We start from the raw sequence: 16226 nt of genomic DNA on the forward strand, positions 1-16226 counted from the left end.
TGGGCCGCCGTTCTCAGCCGCAGCCGGCCGTGTAGGCGTTCAGGAAGGCCAGCACGTCGAGCGTGTTGAGGATGGTATCGCCGTTGAAGTCGGCCGAGGGGTCGTTGGCGGCGTAGGCGTTGAGGAAGGCCAGCACGTCGAGCGTGTTTACGACCGTGTCGCCGTTGAAGTCCGCGGGGCAGAGCGGGGGCACGAGCGAGCGGATGGTCTCCTCGGCCGAGTCGCCCTCGAGGGCCATCGCGTTGAGCGAGTCCATGTTGTCGGTATGCAGGAGGCCGAGGTCGCCGTGCTGGGCGAAGAGGGCGACGACGCCGGGCACGTTGCACACCAGCACGTCCGCCGCGGAGAACCCGAAGAGCAGGAGCGTGGGCGAGCCGGGGGCGAGGGTGAAGTAGACCTCGTCGCCGGGAGTGAACCGGGCGTCGCGGTCCTCGTCGAAGACGATCAGGCCGTCGATGTCGTCGGCGAACTGGAGGCCGAGCTGGATGAACTGGGCGTAGAGGTTCTCGGTGCCGGGGATGTTCACGTCGAAATCGACGTAGACGTCCGCCGCGCTCCCGGTACCCGGCAGGAACATGAGCGACGGGCTGCCCTGTGCGAGCGTGAAGTACGTCGGAGCGCCGGGGATCGGGATGCCCGTCATCGCGGCGTTCACGTCGTCGAGGTCGCCTGGGGGGAGGTGGTCGGTGGGCGAGGCGACCGGCAGCAGGCCGAAGACGGTCGGATAGACCGGCGACTGGTTGGTGCGCAGGACGTTGTTGAACAGCCCCATGCTCGTCGGGGGGGGGAGCATCCCGACGCCCTGCTCGAAGGCCTCGGTCGAGAGGAAGACGTCGCCGGCGGCCTGGTTCTTGTTCGCCTGGTCGAAGACGTTGAACGATGGGATGCGCAGCCGCGACACGCCCACCGAGAGCGGATCGACCGAGAAGCAGATGATGAACTTCTTGGCGGCCCGGAGGTCCGCGGCGTTCATGGAGACGCCGTTGAGGTCGTCGCCGGGTCGGCCCATCCCCATGCCCGGGCCGCCGCCCACGGGCACGGGGAAGCCGCCGAAGGACTCGAAGAGGAGGTCCGAGGGGAGTGCGGAGGGACCGTCGCGTCCGACGCTGAAGACCGGCTGCGCGGCCGCCGCGCCACCAAGCCCGGCCACGACGAGCACAACTCCGGCCCAGCGCGCACACATAGCCGTCTCCGATCGGGGGTTTCCTCGGCACAGCATCGCAGAAACCCGCGGCTGAATCAAGGGCGATCTTTTTTCGCCGTCGGTCACGCGAATACCGCGATTCGCGCCGAAACGGGTCGGCGGGCAGCGTCGCCGATTCCCCCACACCGCCCAACTTCCCCCCTCACCCGTCAGCCCGTGCTGCCCCGATCTCCCCCGCGTCCGCCACAGGGGGGGAAACGGGGGCATGCTCCAGCTGGCGTGCGAGGAACCCGGCGTACCGCCCGCCGAGCGCGAGCAGCGTGTCGTGCGTGCCCTCCTCGACGATTCGCCCGCCGTCGATCACGACGATTCGATCGGCGTCACGCACGGTGCTGAGGCGGTGGGCGATGACGAACGTCGTGCGGCCGCGCATGAGCGTGGCAAGGCTCTCGCGGATGAGGGCCTCGCTCTCCGCGTCGAGGTTGCTCGTCGCCTCGTCGAGGATGAGCACGACGGGATCGGCGAGGACGGCGCGGGCGATGGCGATGCGCTGCTTCTGCCCGCCGCTGAGGCGCACGCCGCGCTCGCCGATGACGGTGTCGTATCCGCGTTCGAGCCGCTCGACGAACTCGTGGGCGTGGGCGAGGCGGGTGGCCTCGACGATCTGCCCGCGCGTCGTGCCGCGCCGCGCGTACGCGATGTTCTCCGCCACCGTGCCGTCGAAGAGGAAGACGTCCTGCTCGACGATGCCGAGCAGCCGCCGGTAGCTCGCCGGCTCGATGGTGCGCAGGTCGATGCCGTCCAGCAGCACGCGCCCGCGCTGCGGGTCGTAGAAGCGAGCGATGAGGTTGCAGAGCGTGGTCTTGCCCGCGCCGCTCGGACCGACGAGCGCGACAACGCTGCCGGGCGGCACGTCCAGCGACACGTCCTCCAGCACCCAGCGTTCCTCCACCCTCTCACCCTTCGCACCCGCCCCGCGCGGGTAGGCGAACCAGACGTGCTCCACCGTGATCCGCCCGGCAACGGACGAGCGATCGACCGTTCGCTCGGACCGCTCGTCGGCGAACTCGGGCTTCTCGGCCAGGAGGTCGAGCACACGGTCGAGGGCGGCCAGCTGCGTCTGGACGCTGGTTGCGCTCGTCGTGAGCATGGCGATCGGCCCGAGCAGCATGGTCACGTAGGCCACGAACATCACGAGGTCGCCGGTGCGCAGGCGCTCGCCGAGCACGGCGTAGCCCCCGTAGAGCACGACGCACGCCGTGGCGACCGGGATCAGGAAGTCCCACGCCGCCTCGATGCCGCGCGACCACCACCACGCGAGGATTTCCTGGCGGGCGGCGAAGTGGTTGCGGCGCGTGAAGCGCAGGGCCTCGCCCGTCTCGCGCGAGAACGCCCGCACCACGCGCATGCCCGCGAAGGCCTCGGTCGCGTGGGCGTCGGTCGTCTGCTTCACGGCCTTGATGTCTCGCTGCACGGGCCGGATGCGCGCGATCCACGCGCGGTGCGTCACCCACACGATCGGCAGCACCAGCAGCCCGCCCGCCAGCATCCGCCAGTCCACGACCGCGAGGATGATGAGCGTGCCGGTCAGCTGCACGATCGCGCCCCACGGGTTGTAGAAGAGGTTGAAGGTGAGGTCGGAGACGGTGCCCGCGTCCTCGCGCAGCAGCGCGGTCACCCCGCCGGACTTGAGCCGCTGCACACGGTGGAGCGGCAGCCGCGAGGCGTGCTCGAAGACGCGCCGGCGTACCGCGGCGTGCATGATGCGAGTCGCTTTCGTCAGTTTCCACCTGCCCCACAGGCCGACGATCGTTGCGGTGAAGGGCAGCAGCGCCAGGCCGACCGCCACGCACCAGAGCAGCGCGACGCGGTCGTGCGGGAGCGGCATCCACGCCGGCAGCGGGTCCGTCCCCAGCACGCTGTCGAAGAGCGCCTTGAGCAGCACGGGCGGCAGCAGCGCGATGAGCGTGCCGAGCGTGCGCGTGGCGAGCGCGAAAGTGAAGATCGGTCGGGCCGCGTCCGCCAGCCGCCAGAACGCCGCCAGCAGCGACCAGAACGACCGCGAGCGCGCCCGCCCCTGCTTCGGCCCGTCCTCCGCGCCGATGACGCGATCGCCCTCGTCCGCCTTCTTGCGCTTGCGACGATATTCCTCGAACCACGCGCGGCTGCTTCGCCCGGTGCCGATCATCGAACGATCCTAGCGGTGACATCCCCCGGCGAAGTTCCCTCGCCAACCAACGAGTCTCGACCGTGCAACGGGCCGCGACAGTCGGGGAGGGGTTTCTCCGCCTTGTTCTCGGTTCGACCGCTCGCGGCTCGGCGTGGAGCAGCGCCTCGGATTGCGTGGCACGATGGTTCCCTGTACCGTGTCGGCATGGCAGGGAAACGCCTCGCCCTTCACTGGAAAATCCTGATCGGGCTTGTGCTGGGCCTCGTCGTGGGTCTCGTCGTGAACGCCGCGTGGACGCCGCGAACGTGGGAATCGCTCGGCGTGGACCACCCGAAAGCATACGTCGCGCGCAAGGCGGCGGAAGTGCCCGTGCTGCCGGCGGGCATCGCGCGCGTCGCCGACCTCGACCCCGCCGATGCCTCGCTCGCGGGGCTGTATCCCTACCAGCTCAGCAAGGCGCAGATCGCACGGTTCAATCTGGAAACACGCCCGGCGAATCAAAGCCCGTCGTTCGGCGCGCGTGCGGCGAGATTCGTCCGCACACTCAACACCTTCGTCGGCGACCTCTTCATCCGCCTGCTCCGCTTTATCGCGGTCCCGATCGTGCTCTTCTCGCTCATCGTCGGCGTCAGCAGCCTGCACGACCTGAAGAAGCTCGGGCGCATCGGGGCCAAGACCCTCATCATCTACCTCTGCACGACCGCGCTCGCCATCACGATCGGCCTGACGGTCGCGAACGTGGTTCAGCCCGGGAGCGCGCGGTTCGTGCCGGCGGAGACACGCGAGCGGCTGGCGGTCGCGGGGGGGGAGGAGGCCGCCGCGAAGGTCGCCGAGGCAGCCGCCGCGCCCAGCGCCTGGCAGGTGCTCCTCAACATCGTGCCCGTCAACCCGTTCGAGGCGTTGGCGAAGGGCGAGATGCTGCAGGTGGTCTTCTTCGCCCTGATGATCGGCATCGGCCTCACGTTCATCCCGCGCGACAAGGCCGGGCCGGTCATCGCCGCCTTCGACGCCCTCACCGACGTCATCATCCGCATCGTGCACTGGATCATGCTCGTTGCTCCCTACGCCGTGTTCGCCCTCATCGCGCGGGTGCTGGCGGACCTCGGCCTCGACGTGCTCCGCGCCCTGCTCGCCTACAGCGGCGTCGTCATCGCCGGCCTCGTCCTCATGGCCTTCGTCATCTACCCGTCCATCCTCCTCACCCTCGCGCGCGGCCGCATGGGCTACCGCCGCTTCTTCCGAGGCATCGCCCCGGCACAACTCCTCGCGTTCTCCAGCTCAAGCAGTTCGGCCACCCTGCCCGTGACGATGGACTGCGCCCGCAACCGCCTCGGCATCTCGGAGGACGTCACCAGTTTCGTCCTCCCGCTCGGCGCGACGATCAACATGGACGGCACCGCCCTCTACCAGGGCGTCGCCACCGTTTTCATCGCCCAGATGTTCGGCATCCCGCTCGACCTCGGCGCGCAACTCATGATCGTGCTGACGGCCACCCTCGCCTCGATCGGCACGGCGGGCGTGCCGGGCGTGGGCATCGTCATGCTCGTCATCGTGCTCCAGGCGGTGCGCATGCCGCCGGAGGTGATGACGACGGGCATCGCCATCATCCTGGGCGTGGACCGCATCCTCGACATGTGCCGAACGACCGTGAACGTCACCGGCGACTGCATGGTGGCGACGCTCGTCGCCGCGACCGAGAACGAACTGGCGAGCGCGGAAGAAGTGGAAGGGCGCCGCGCCGCCGACGCGGCAGAAGCGGACGAGTAGCGGGGCGTTACGCCTCGATCGCCATGGCGACGGCGTTCCCGCCGCCGAGACAGAGCGTGGCGACGCCGCGCCGCGCGCGGGTGCGCCGCAACTGGTGGACGAGCGTGGTGAGCACGCGCGCGCCGGAAGCGCCGATCGGGTGCCCGAGGGCGATGCCGCCGCCGCAGATGTTCAGCTTGTCCTCGGGGATGCCGAGTTCCTTGATGTTGGCGAGGGTCTGGGCGGCGAAGGCCTCGTTGATCTCGAAGAGATCGACGTCGGCGAGGGACCAGCCCGCCTTCGTGAGCACGCCGCGGATGCCGCCCACGGGGGCGTCAAAAATCTCGCGCGGCTCGACGCCGTGGGTGTGGTAGGCGACGATGCGGGCGAGGGGCTTGAGGCCGAGTTCTTCGGCGCGCGTCGCGCTCATCACGAGCACGGCGGCGGCCCCGTCGGAAATCTGGCTCGCGTTGCCGGCGGTGATGAACTCGTGCCCCGGCACGGTGCGCAGTTTCGCCAGCCCGTCCGCCGTGGTCTCGGGGCGGATGCCCTCGTCCTGCGAGAGCCCGCCCTCGGGGCCGGGGTTCTTCTTGTTGCCGAGCTGCTCGCCGGTGAGGACGGCGATCTCGGCCTTGAACCAGCCTTCCTTCGTCGCTTTCGCCGCCCGCTGGTGCGATTGCGCGCTGAAGCGGTCGAGGTCTTCGCGGGCCAGGCCGTGCTTGCGCGCGGTGTGGTCGGCGGCGTTCGTCATTCCCCAGCACTCGAAGGCGCAGCACAACCCGTCGTGCTGCATGTGGTCCTCGAACTTCGTCTCGCCGAACTTCACCCCGTCGCGGATGAAGGCGTAGTGGGGGGCGGCGGTCATGTTCTCGAACCCGCCCGCGATGACGCACTGCGCGTCGCCGGCACGGATGGCCTGCGCGGCGAGCATCACGGCCTCGAGGCCCGAACCGCAGACCTTGTTGATCGTCTTGGCCGAGAGCGTCGCGGGCAGCCCCGCCTTCAGCCCTGCCTGCCGCGCCGGGTTCTGGCCCAGGCCCGCCTGGAGGACGCACCCGAAGATGCACTCGTCGATCGCGCCGCGCGCGGCCGGAGCGTCGTCGAGCACGGCACGAATGGCGAACGCGCCGAGTTGCGGCGAGGGGGTCCTGGCGAGCGAGCCGAAGAACTTGCCGACGGGCGTGCGGCGGGCGGCGACGATCACGGGCTGCGCGGGCATGGCTCGGTCCTCCGTTAACGCGGTCGGCGGGGGAGTGCGCCGCCGCCGTGCAACTGTAGGCGACGGCGCGGGACGTCCGGCCGGCGAACGACCGGGCGAGGATACGATCGCCGATGGCGGATGCGGGCGATGCGGGAGCGATCGGCGGCGCGCCGGCAGCGGCGCGTGCGCCCGTGCGCCGATGGGCGGAACTCGCCGCGATGTTCGTCGCCGGCCCGGCCGCGTACGCCGTCGCCGATCCCGGGCCGGGGTGGCTCTTCCCCGCGCTGTGGGCGTGGGCGGCGGCGTGTCTGTGGCTGCTGCTGCGCGATCCGACCTTTGACCGACGGCAGTTGTGGAACGCGCGGAACGCGCTGCGGGTCGGCGGCCGTGTCGTCGCGGTCTTCGTGCCGCTCGGCGCGGGGATCGCCCTGGCGGTCGCCGCGCTGGACGAGGACGCGCTCTTCTCGCTCCCGCGACGCAGGCCCGAACTGTGGGCGGCGATCATGCTGCTCTACCCGCTGCTGAGCGTCTACCCGCAGGAGGTCATCTTCCGCGTCTTCTTCTTCCACCGCTACGGCGCGCTCTTCGGCAGGCAGGGCGTCGTCGTCGTCGCCAGCGCGGCCGCGTTCGGCCTCGCCCACGTCGTCTTCCACAACTGGATCGCCGTCGCCATGACGTTCATCGGCGGCCTGCTCTTCGCCGCGACCTACACCCGCACCCGATCGGCCTTCGCCGTGTCCGTCGAACACGCGCTGTACGGGTGCCTGGTCTTCACGATCGGGCTGGGGCAGTACTTCTACAGCGGACGGGCGGGGTGAGGCTCGCACCATCGCCGTGGGCAACGGGCGACCCGTGCGCCGGGGTGAAGGCTCTCAGTCCATGCCGGTCAGCCATGCCGCGGCGACACGAGGCAAGGGTGTAGCCGTGACTTTGCGGTCAGGCGCACCGTTTCAAATGTGGCGAGGTCAAACCGGTGGGTGTCTGAAGCCGCGATTCTGGGATCAGGCGCACCTGACCAGGTCGGCGGTTTGTGCGTGTGTTAGGTGTCTGAAGCCGCGATTCTGGGATCAGGCGCACCGCTCTGTATCAGTGAGCAGACGGACTCTCAGGTGTCTGAAGCCGCGATTCTGGGATCAGGCGCACCGGTGTACCGGGCTGTCCCCCCGCCCGTGGGGTGTCTGAAGCCGCGATTCTGGGATCAGGCGCACCTCGACATCAACGAGGCGGCGCGCTCGTACAGGTGTCTGAAGCCGCGATTCTGGGATCAGGCGCACCAGTCGCATGACGACAGCGGCCATCATACGCGGTGTCTGAAGCCGCGATTCTGGGATCAGGCGCACCGCCCAGAGAAGGAACCCCAATGGCCACCAAGGTGTCTGAAGCCGCGATTCTGGGATCAGGCGCACCTGTCTCGCAGGCCATCCGTCCGAGCTGATGGTGTCTGAAGCCGCGATTCTGGGATCAGGCGCACCATCGCGGTCAGGCTCATGCGACGCACCACGGGTGTCTGAAGCCGCGATTCTGGGATCAGGCGCACCTGACCTCTCGTAAACCACGTTCCCGCAAGAACTTGTGTCCGAAACGCCCGTTCCAAACCGGGTTGACGAGTGTGCGGATGACCACGGAATCACGACTTTTTGCTTCGTGCCTTGGGTCCGTCCCGTTGGTCCAATGGTCCGCCGGGCGTGTTCCGGGCATATGACTCGAAGCAGGGTCAGTGTACCAAAATCCGACCGGGCGGTCAACCCGTTCGTCCGGGGTGGGTCCGGGGTCAGGGGCTGCCCGGCTCGGGGGCGGGGAGGGTGATCGCGCCCCAGAAGACGCGGGCGAGGACTCGGGCGGCGTTGGCGTCGCTGTTCATCTCCTGCTTGCACTTCTCGCAGATGAACGTGCGCTTGGCCTTGTTCTTGTTGAACAGGCCGATGTTCTCCTGCCGCGCACCGCAGGCTGAACAGACGCGCGAGGAGTTGTGAAAGGGGGCGGTGACAACGCGCATGCCGCGTTCGACGGCCTTCTCGGTGACCTTGGCGCGGACGCGACCGTAGGCGTGCATGGCGGCGGAGCGCTTCTTGCGCTCTGCCTCGTCGCCGAGTTGGTTGTAGGCCGGGGGTCGCTGGCCGCGCATGCTCTCGAAGACGATGAGATCGCACCTGTGCTCCTCAGCGGCGTCGATGACCCGAGCGGCGTTATGCCTGGCCCAGTCGCGGATCATCCAGGCGACGTGACGCTGCAGGCTGCGCTGGTCGTGAGCGGCGGGTTTCGGGGCCGGCTCACCCTCGCGCCGGCGACGCTCTGCAATCTCGACGGAGCGCTCGGCGAGGCGGGCGAGGTGGCGGGCGAGGTGCTCCTTGCGCAGGCCGCGGGGGTCTTGCTTGTCGCTGAACTCGAGAGTTGCAGGGCGCTGATTGTGCTTGGGGTCATTCGGGTTGGGAACGAGGGTTGCGGGCGGGGCGTCGTAGAGTACGTTGATCTTCACGATCCTGAGTGCGACGTCGCGCTCGTGCGTTCGCCCGCGGTAGACGGCGGCGTGCGCGCCCTTCTCGCCCAGATCGACGGCGAGAATGCGCATGTCTCGTTCCGGGTCGCCGTTGAAGGTTTCGAGCAGGCGTTGGCGGGCGGCGTCGATGAACTGCTGGTCTTGGGCACGGCGCGGGAACTTGCGGCTGCGGAGGAGTTGGAGTTCGTCCTGCGAGCAGGAGAAGCGGGAGGGCTTGTGGGGCGCGCCGAAGCGAAAGCCGGCCCGCGGACGAGCGCCGACAAAGTGGATGTGGACGCTGGTGATGTTCACCTCGCGTTTCGAGGGCTTGTAGCCGCGCGGCCAGGGGATGAAACCGAACTCGACCCACTCGCCGCCCGGCGCGCCCTCGAGGCGGAGGCGGACAACGGGCCGGTCGAGGTCGATCTCGTGGAAGCCCTCTCCGAAGACCTTGGGCATGGGCAGGTCGCGGGCGGAGGGGTAGGCGAAGGTGGGCTTGCGCGGGCCGGCGAGGTAGAAGCGTCGCCACTCGCGATACTCCGATTCGAGCGCGAGGAGGGCGTCGGGGAGTTGGGCGACGGCTCGCCTGTAGCGGTCGCACAGTTCCGTGTGCGGGTTCCAGAGGCACTCCGATTTCTCGAAGACCTGACCACCGATCCTGCGGCAGTGGGGGAGGCGGCCGTGCTGGACGACGGTCGTATCGTTCATCCCCATCGCGTTGAGATACGCGATCCAGTTCTTCTTCAATCTCGTCACCGCATGACCGCGCTCCCGCTCGGGGAGATCGTTGAACAAGACGCGCGGCAGGTTCGGGTTCGAGAACTGCTTCGTGGGTTGGGATATCCGCTGCTCGTGGCAGAAGCGAACGAACTTCTCCGCATCTTCCCAGAATCGCTTGTCGTTGAAGGCGGTGTTGGCCTGCTTCCTGGCTCTGACGAACTCGGCGTACTTCCAGCAGAGCGGTCCGTGGCCCTTCTGCCCGTAGCAGCAGTTGTCCACGTTCTGGCGCAGGCGATCCCACGGGCAGATGCGCGGGGCCTTGGCGCGGATGCCCTGTCTCTCGTCGCGCTCCGGGTCCAGGAGATTGCGAAAGACGCCCGTGAACCGTTCGCGGACTTCGGGCGTGAGGTCGGGGTGATCGCGCTCCCACTCGTCGCGCTCCTGCTCCCACGCCGCGCGCTGGCGGATCCAGTTCTCGACGCCGCGCTTGTAGCGGGCGACGACCCACTCGGCGGCGGACTTGAGGAGCACGAGGCGGTGGGCGCGGTCGAGGGTTCGGAGCCGATCGAAGAGGCGCGCGGCCGCGCGGTTGCCCGGATCGCGGTGCGGCCCACGCTCGGCGGCATCGTCCATCGCCCGGCGCAGGTCGTCGGGGATCGACCGCCCGGCGATCGAGTCCGCCCGCCTGAAGCCCGCAACGTCGTCGAAGACGGAAAGACGCCAGCCGTCACGCTCCTTCTCGTCGGCCTCGACACCGGACAGGGCCGGTTCGAGCAGGAAGTCGCCGAGCGTGCCGAAGGATTCTGGGTGCGCTTCGTCGCCCGCGCGCTTGCGCAGGCCCATGATCCACTGGCAGATTCCCGCGGTGTCGGTATTGAACCGCTCGAAGTGCTCGCGGAGGAGCATCACCTTGCGCCTGTACTCCTCGGGGCTTTCGCCCGACAGCCGACAGAGCCGGCGAACCAGCGTGCGGGACTCCTTGTAGCGAGTGCGAGTCGGAGTTTCAATGTGTGGCGACGCCATGCCTTCATTCTAACGACAGGCACCGGTTGAGAAGACGTTCGCCGGCCCGCCCTATCCTTCCGCCCTTTCGCACCGCCCCCCACGGAGACCCGTCCTCATGCCCGCCGAGCAGCAGTTTGCGACGCTTCCCGCCGACACGAATCAGGCCCGCGGCCTGGCCGAGTACGCCATCGCCTTCATGTGGGGCGAACCCGGCACGCGCGGCGAGCCGGACGCGGCGGTGCTGGAGCGCACCAACCTCTTCTTCACCGACGCGTGCCTGTGCGGCATCAGCGCGCTGGCGATGGGGTGCAACGCGCCGAACGTGCTGCGGCGCGAGGCGTTCGAGTACGCGGTGCCGGAGGGGCACGCGGGCAGGCCGCTCGGGCGGTGCACGCGGCACGGGGCGACGGTCTTCGGCTCGGCGACGCGGGTGAAGAGCGAGAAGGCGATCGTCGCCAACTGCGCGGCGGTGCGCGAGTGGGACGCGAACGGGACGAACTTCGGCTACAACCCCGCGCGGGGGCACACGGCCGGCGAGTTCGGGCACAACGACTTCTACGCCGTCCCGCTGGCCGCGGCCCAGATGCTCGGGGCGGACGGGGCGACCTCGCTGCGCGGCATGGTCCTGCACGACGAGATCCGCGGGCGGCTGGCCGAGGTCTTCAGCCTGAAGGACTGCAAGATCGATCACGTGCTGCACGGGGCGATCGCGTCGGCGTGCGTGTTCGGGGCGATGGTGGGGGCGACGGCGGAGCAGATCGAGAGCGCGATCGGCATGGTGGTCGCGCACTACGTGCCGTTCCGCGCAATCCGCGCCGGCAAGCAGCTCTCGGACAGCAAGGGCGCATCGGCGGCGATCAGCACCGAGGCGGCGATCCTGAGCCTGAAGCGCAGCATGGCCGGGTTCCGGGGGCCGCGGGACATCTTCCGCAACCCGGAGGCGGTCTTCCGGCTCTTCGAGGGGCCTGGGCAGATGTTCGGCAGGTTGGACAAGAGCGGCGCGCTGGTCGCCGCGCCGAACACCGAGAAGCGCGACGCCTCGCCGTTCGACCTCGTGCTGGCGCGTGCCGGCGGGGACTTCGCGGTGATGGGGATGCACTTCAAGCTCGCGCTGTACGAGCACCAGTCCGCCGGCGCGGTGCAGGCGATCGTGGACCTGATCGCCAGGCACCCCGGGCTGATCGAACGAGCGGACGGCTCGGCCGTCGGGCACATCCGAATCGTGGCGTACGAGCCGGCGTTCGGCATCATCGGCGACCCGGCCAAGAAAGACCCGAAGACCCGCCAGAGCGCGGACCACTCGATGGCGTACATCATCGCCACGCTGCTGCGCAAGGCGCTGGAGAACCGTGCCGCGGGTCGACCGACGGACTGGAAGGGCCTGATGCTGAACCCGCTGGACTACTCGAAGGACGCGGTGTTCAACCCGCGGACGCGCGAGTTGATGGCGAGGATCGACTTCGTGCACGGCGGGCCGGAGTACGACCGCCGCTACCCCGACGGCATCCCGACGAGCGTGATCATCACGGACGACAAGGGCGCGCAACACGACTCGGGGCTGGTGATGTACCCGGCCGGGCACGCGCGAAACACGACCGCCGACCTGCGCGGGCTGCTGGAACACAAGTTCGGGCTGATGGCGGCGCTCGCCACCGACGACCCCACGCAGCTGATCGCTCGCTTCGATGGCCTCGCGGGCAAGAGCGCGAACCAGGTGCAAACGATCAACGACTTCGAGTACGCGGCGAGGGGGGGGTTCGAGGAGTTCTGAGGTCGAGCCCGGAGGCCGAAGGGAGACGGGCGAGCGGGAGCGCGGGCATGGGGCGTGCGGTGGCGGTGTTCTGCGGGTCGGGGCTGGGCGCACGGCCCGAATACGCCGAGTCCGCGCGGGCCGTGGGGTGTGCACTGGCGAAGCGCGGCGTGACACTCGTGTACGGCGGGGGCGGCAAGGGGATGATGGGCGCACTGGCCGACGGCACGCTCGCAGGGGGAGGCCGGGTCGTCGGGGTCATCCCGCACTGGATGATGGAGAAGGAGGCGGCGCACACCGGCGTCGCCGAGATGCGCGTGGTCGAGACCATGCTGGAACGCAAGACGATGATGGCGGAACTCGCCGACGCCTTTCTCGTGCTGCCGGGCGGGCTGGGAACGATGGACGAGTTGTTCGAGATGCTGACGTGGTCGCAACTGCGGCTGCACGGCCGATCGAAGCCGACGGGCATCCTGAACGTCGCGGGGTTCTACGACCACCTGCGCGACTGGCTCGCCCGGGCAACCCACGACGGCTACATCCGCGAGTCGTCCGCCGGCCTGCCGATCATCGACGACGATGCCGATCGGCTCCTCGGCTCGCTGCTCACTTGATCCCGGCGAGCCGGCGCACGATGAAATCGAAGTTCTTGACGGTGTACGAGTGCACGCCGTAGACGATCGCGGCGTACAGCCCCGCGGCGCACACGCTGCCGATGAGCAGGGTCACCCGCGCGGCCTGCACGCCCGTGCCGCGCACAGTCGAGTCCATCGCTTCGAGCGGCGCGACGAGGGCGAAGACCGCGGAAGCGGGGCTGAGACCGGCGAGGATCGGGCCGATGAGACTGGCGTCGACGCCCGCGCGCCATCCGCACAGTCCGATCACGCCGCTGATCGCCCCGACCACGCCGACCGTCGCCACGACGCTCGATATCGTGCCCTTGCTCTTGAGCGACCAGTGCATGCCGACGATGGCGCAGAACGCGACGAACGGCACGACGACCAGCGACGCGACCAGCCCCGCCTCGGGGAGCACGACGGGCGCTGAGATCGCCGGCGCTCCGCCCCCCTGCTGCACCGTCTCCATCACGCCGCCCGCGCGCCCCATCCCGCCCGCCAGCACGTACACGCCCGCCAACGCGAGCGTGCCCAGGGGCACGGCCATCAGCGGCAGCAGGTAGGCGATCAGCCCTCGCAGCTTGCCCGAGAGATACTCCGCGGGGGTGATGGGCGTCGTCAGCAGCAGGTCCAGCGTGCCGTCCTCGCGTTCGCGGCTGATGGAGGTCGCGGACATGTTGACCGTCACCAGCGCGACGACCGCCAGTTCACCGATGGTCGTGAAGAGCAGCGCGAGCCGGAAGTCGGCGTTGGTGAACCGCGCCGTGTGGAACATCCAGACAAGCCCCACGCCCCAGACCGCGCCCGCTGCGATGAACAACCATCGCGCGACGATGCGCCCGAGCGTGCTGTTTCGTGCCGCGGCCTCGCGCCAGGCGATCGGGTTCGTCCAGACGTGGCGGGGGGGGCGGTGCTCAGCGCCGCTGGCGCCGAGGCCGAACATGCGCCGGTACCAGGGCACGCCGCCGGACTGCCCGGCGATCATCTGCAGGCCGCCGGTGCGCACGGTGAGCGTGCTGGCGAGGGCGAGTCCGACACTCAGGAGCAGGCTCCCCCAGCACCAGGCGTTCACGGGGTGACGCAGCGCCCAAGGGCCGGTCTCGTCGGCGCGCGGATAGGCGGTCGGGTTCAGGAGCGCGTGCAGGGTGAGGAAGGGGTTGATGGGCGTCATCCAGGTGACGCCGCTGCCGCCGCTCGCGCCGCCGCCGGAGAGGCGGACCCAGGAGTCGATCGCGGCGGTGACGGCCAGGTAGGAGACGACGGAGACGTAGAACGCGAAGACGGCCCTGCGCCCGACGAGGCGGCTGACGGAGAGGGCGATGGCGATTGTGCCGACGAGCACGGCCGCGCACGCAGCGACCAGGTAACTGGCGAGGATCGTGCGCCCCGGCACGCCGCCGAAGTACTGCACGAGGGCGAAGAGCGGCAGGCTCGCCATGAGCAGGGCGATGATGAAGAAGAGCCGCCCGAGCAGGTTGCCGAGCACGATCTGCGTCGCGCTCAGCGGCGTCGTCAGCATGACCTCCCATGTGCGCGGGTTGGACTCCTGCGCGATCGCCCCGGCCATGAAGACCGGCGCGAGGATGCAGATGAGTCCGATCTGCAGGTAGGCGATGGAGGTGAAACTCATCGCGCCGGCGCGGGCCAGCTCGCGGTAGTCGAGGTTCCCGCCGCCCGCCGAGACCAGCAGCAGCCAGAGCAGCACGACGATGAGAACGGCGAGGTAGGCGGACCGGATGTAGAGGTGGCGCGTTCGGCGCGAACCGTTCTGGACGAGGCGTACCGCGATCGGGTTCGTGGGGCCGAGCCTCAGCAGCCAGCGGACGAAGACGGGCATGGCGGGAGTGTACCTCTCGCTTGTCTTGCCTTCTCTCTTCTCGCTTGTCCATCCTCCGGAACAGGGCCTTTCAGGCCTCCTTCAACCATTGCGTCCGCTCCTCGCTCACCGCCCCGCCCGGAAGTACCTCGTCACCAACTCCAGGTCGCGGGCGTCCACAGCGCCGTCGAAGTTCGCGTCGGCCCGCAGGCTGCCGGCGCGGTACCAGTCGAGGTATCTCGCCAGTTCGTGCGCGCCCACCCAGCCGTCGCCGTCGAGGTCCAGCACGCGGAGCATCATCCGGTCGGCCCGGGCGTCGAGCAGCGTGTCGATGCGCCGCTCCCACTCGTCGGGCGAGATGCGCCCGTCGCCGTCGAGGTCACCCTCGCGTCGCGCGTGCTCGAACTGCTCGCGCAGCGCGAGGGCCATCTGCCTTGTGCTCCACTCCTGAATGGTATGGTTGTACTCCTCGATCGCGGCCTGGTAGACGGCGAAATCCTCCTGCGTGAGGTTGCCGCTGCCGTCGGTGGAAAACTCGCGTGCGTCCGGCATCTGGGGCATGTCGCGCATCATCGTCGCCTGCAACTGCTCGCGGTCGAAGTCGTCCACGCGCATGTCGTTGAGCAGCGGCATCATCATCGCCTGCCCGCGCATCATGTCGATGTAGGCTTCCACCGACCGAGAGTACTCCTCCCCGAACTGCTCGGCGAGTTGGGCGCGAATCGCAGCCTGCTCGGCGGGGTCGACGGCCGATCCGTCGAGAACGAACTCGACGCGCCCATCCGGATGGAAGCGGATCCGGCTGTCGGCCTCGCGCAGGCCCGCCTCGCGCTCCGCGTCGCTCACGATCCCGTCGTTGTCGGTGTCCCAGCCGTCGATCTGCGCCCGCTGCATGGCTCCGGCGAGCGCGCCCTCCATCACGCGGGCCGCGCCGACCGCCTCGAACTCGCCGGGGCTGAGCACGCCGTCGCCGTCCTGATCGAAGAGCGCGGCGAGGTACGGGTGCTGCATGGGGTTTATCATGCTCAGCCCGCTCTCGATGAAGGCCTGCACCTCCTCGTCGGTGACCGTGCCGTCGCCGTCCGCGTCGAGCGCGCGAGCCATCTCGATCTCGATCAGCGACGTGTTCATCAGCCACGCGGCCGACCGCTCCTCGCCGTCGAACGCCGCCTCCATGAGCGCGAGCATCGTGGCCTCGAGTTCGTTGTAGGGCCGATCCGCCGGTCGGTTCGCTCGCACCCACGCCCAGGCGTCCGCCAGCCGCTGCTCGTCCGTCCGCCCGGCGACTGGCGCAGCCCTGCTCAACTCGGCCCGCAACTCCGCGAGCACGCGCTCGCGCTCGGCCAGATCGGCCGCGTCCGCGGACGCGATGTCCACGCCGCCCGCGCGGGCGCGTTCGTCAGTAGCAGCCTCGGCGGCAGCGCCCGTCCCCGAGCCGCCCCCGCCGCGAGCGACGATCAGCCACACCACGCCGACCCCGACCACCAGGCACACCCCCCCGGCAACCGCCATCGCCCGCATATGACACCTCCCGCCGAGACGGCGTCCAATCCACGTCAGCTCACATTGTTCCCCTCAACC

At 69.3% G+C, this 16226-nt stretch carries 10 protein-coding genes and 1 CRISPR repeat array; of the genes, 4 read left to right on the forward strand and 6 right to left on the reverse strand.

Features of this window, described 5'->3' with window-relative positions:
- Positions 1–13 precede the first annotated feature (13 nt).
- Both FBT69_04205 and FBT69_04210 read right to left on the reverse strand, forming a co-directional pair.
- Positions 14–1183: a hypothetical protein gene (locus FBT69_04205; protein ID MDL1904003.1), complete on the reverse strand. Its 1170-nt coding sequence runs from the start codon at positions 1181–1183 to the stop codon at positions 14–16.
- A gap of 163 nt (positions 1184–1346) precedes the next feature.
- Entirely contained in the window at positions 1347–3332 is a 1986-nt protein-coding gene (locus tag FBT69_04210) for an ABC transporter ATP-binding protein (protein MDL1904004.1), read from the reverse strand.
- A gap of 186 nt (positions 3333–3518) precedes the next feature.
- Here FBT69_04210 and FBT69_04215 point away from each other — a divergent pair, with 186 nt between their 5' ends.
- Positions 3519–5081: a dicarboxylate/amino acid:cation symporter gene (locus tag FBT69_04215; protein ID MDL1904005.1), complete on the forward strand. Its 1563-nt coding sequence runs from the start codon at positions 3519–3521 to the stop codon at positions 5079–5081.
- 7 nt (positions 5082–5088) lie between these two features.
- On the opposite strand, the gene FBT69_04220 is transcribed toward FBT69_04215, so the two are convergent.
- The gene (locus FBT69_04220; GenBank protein ID MDL1904006.1) at positions 5089–6279 is read right to left on the reverse strand and encodes a thiolase family protein; all 1191 of its coding nucleotides are present in this window, start codon (positions 6277–6279) and stop codon (positions 5089–5091) included.
- Between the two features lie 200 nt (positions 6280–6479).
- On the opposite strand from FBT69_04220, the gene FBT69_04225 reads away from it, so the two are divergent.
- Positions 6480–7079, forward strand: a complete 600-nt coding sequence (locus FBT69_04225) for a CPBP family intramembrane metalloprotease (protein MDL1904007.1) — start codon at positions 6480–6482, stop codon at positions 7077–7079.
- A 93-nt stretch (positions 7080–7172) separates the two neighbouring features.
- Positions 7173–7799: a CRISPR direct-repeat array (repeat unit 36 nt; unit sequence GGTGTCTGAAGCCGCGATTCTGGGATCAGGCGCACC).
- Between the two features lie 233 nt (positions 7800–8032).
- Here the strand turns inward: FBT69_04225 and FBT69_04230 are convergent.
- Positions 8033–10480, reverse strand: a complete 2448-nt coding sequence (locus FBT69_04230; protein ID MDL1904008.1) for a hypothetical protein — start codon at positions 10478–10480, stop codon at positions 8033–8035.
- Positions 10481–10577: 97 nt separating this feature from the next.
- Here FBT69_04230 and FBT69_04235 point away from each other — a divergent pair, with 97 nt between their 5' ends.
- Both FBT69_04235 and FBT69_04240 read left to right on the forward strand, forming a co-directional pair.
- On the forward strand, positions 10578–12233 hold the full coding sequence (locus FBT69_04235; protein ID MDL1904009.1) for an MmgE/PrpD family protein: 1656 nt from the start codon (positions 10578–10580) through the stop codon (positions 12231–12233).
- A gap of 47 nt (positions 12234–12280) precedes the next feature.
- Positions 12281–12826: a TIGR00730 family Rossman fold protein gene (locus FBT69_04240; protein ID MDL1904010.1), complete on the forward strand. Its 546-nt coding sequence runs from the start codon at positions 12281–12283 to the stop codon at positions 12824–12826.
- Here the strand turns inward: FBT69_04240 and FBT69_04245 are convergent.
- Both FBT69_04245 and FBT69_04250 read right to left on the reverse strand, forming a co-directional pair.
- On the reverse strand, positions 12819–14666 hold the full coding sequence (locus FBT69_04245) for a hypothetical protein (GenBank protein ID MDL1904011.1): 1848 nt from the start codon (positions 14664–14666) through the stop codon (positions 12819–12821). The genes FBT69_04240 and FBT69_04245 overlap by 8 nt on opposite strands.
- A 105-nt stretch (positions 14667–14771) precedes the next feature.
- On the reverse strand, positions 14772–16166 hold the full coding sequence (locus tag FBT69_04250; protein MDL1904012.1) for a hypothetical protein: 1395 nt from the start codon (positions 16164–16166) through the stop codon (positions 14772–14774).
- Between the last annotated feature and the right edge of the window lie 60 nt (positions 16167–16226).

This window comes from Synechococcales cyanobacterium CNB, from assembly GCA_030263455.1.
Taxonomy (GTDB): Bacteria; Planctomycetota; Phycisphaerae; order Phycisphaerales; family UBA1924; genus CAADGN01.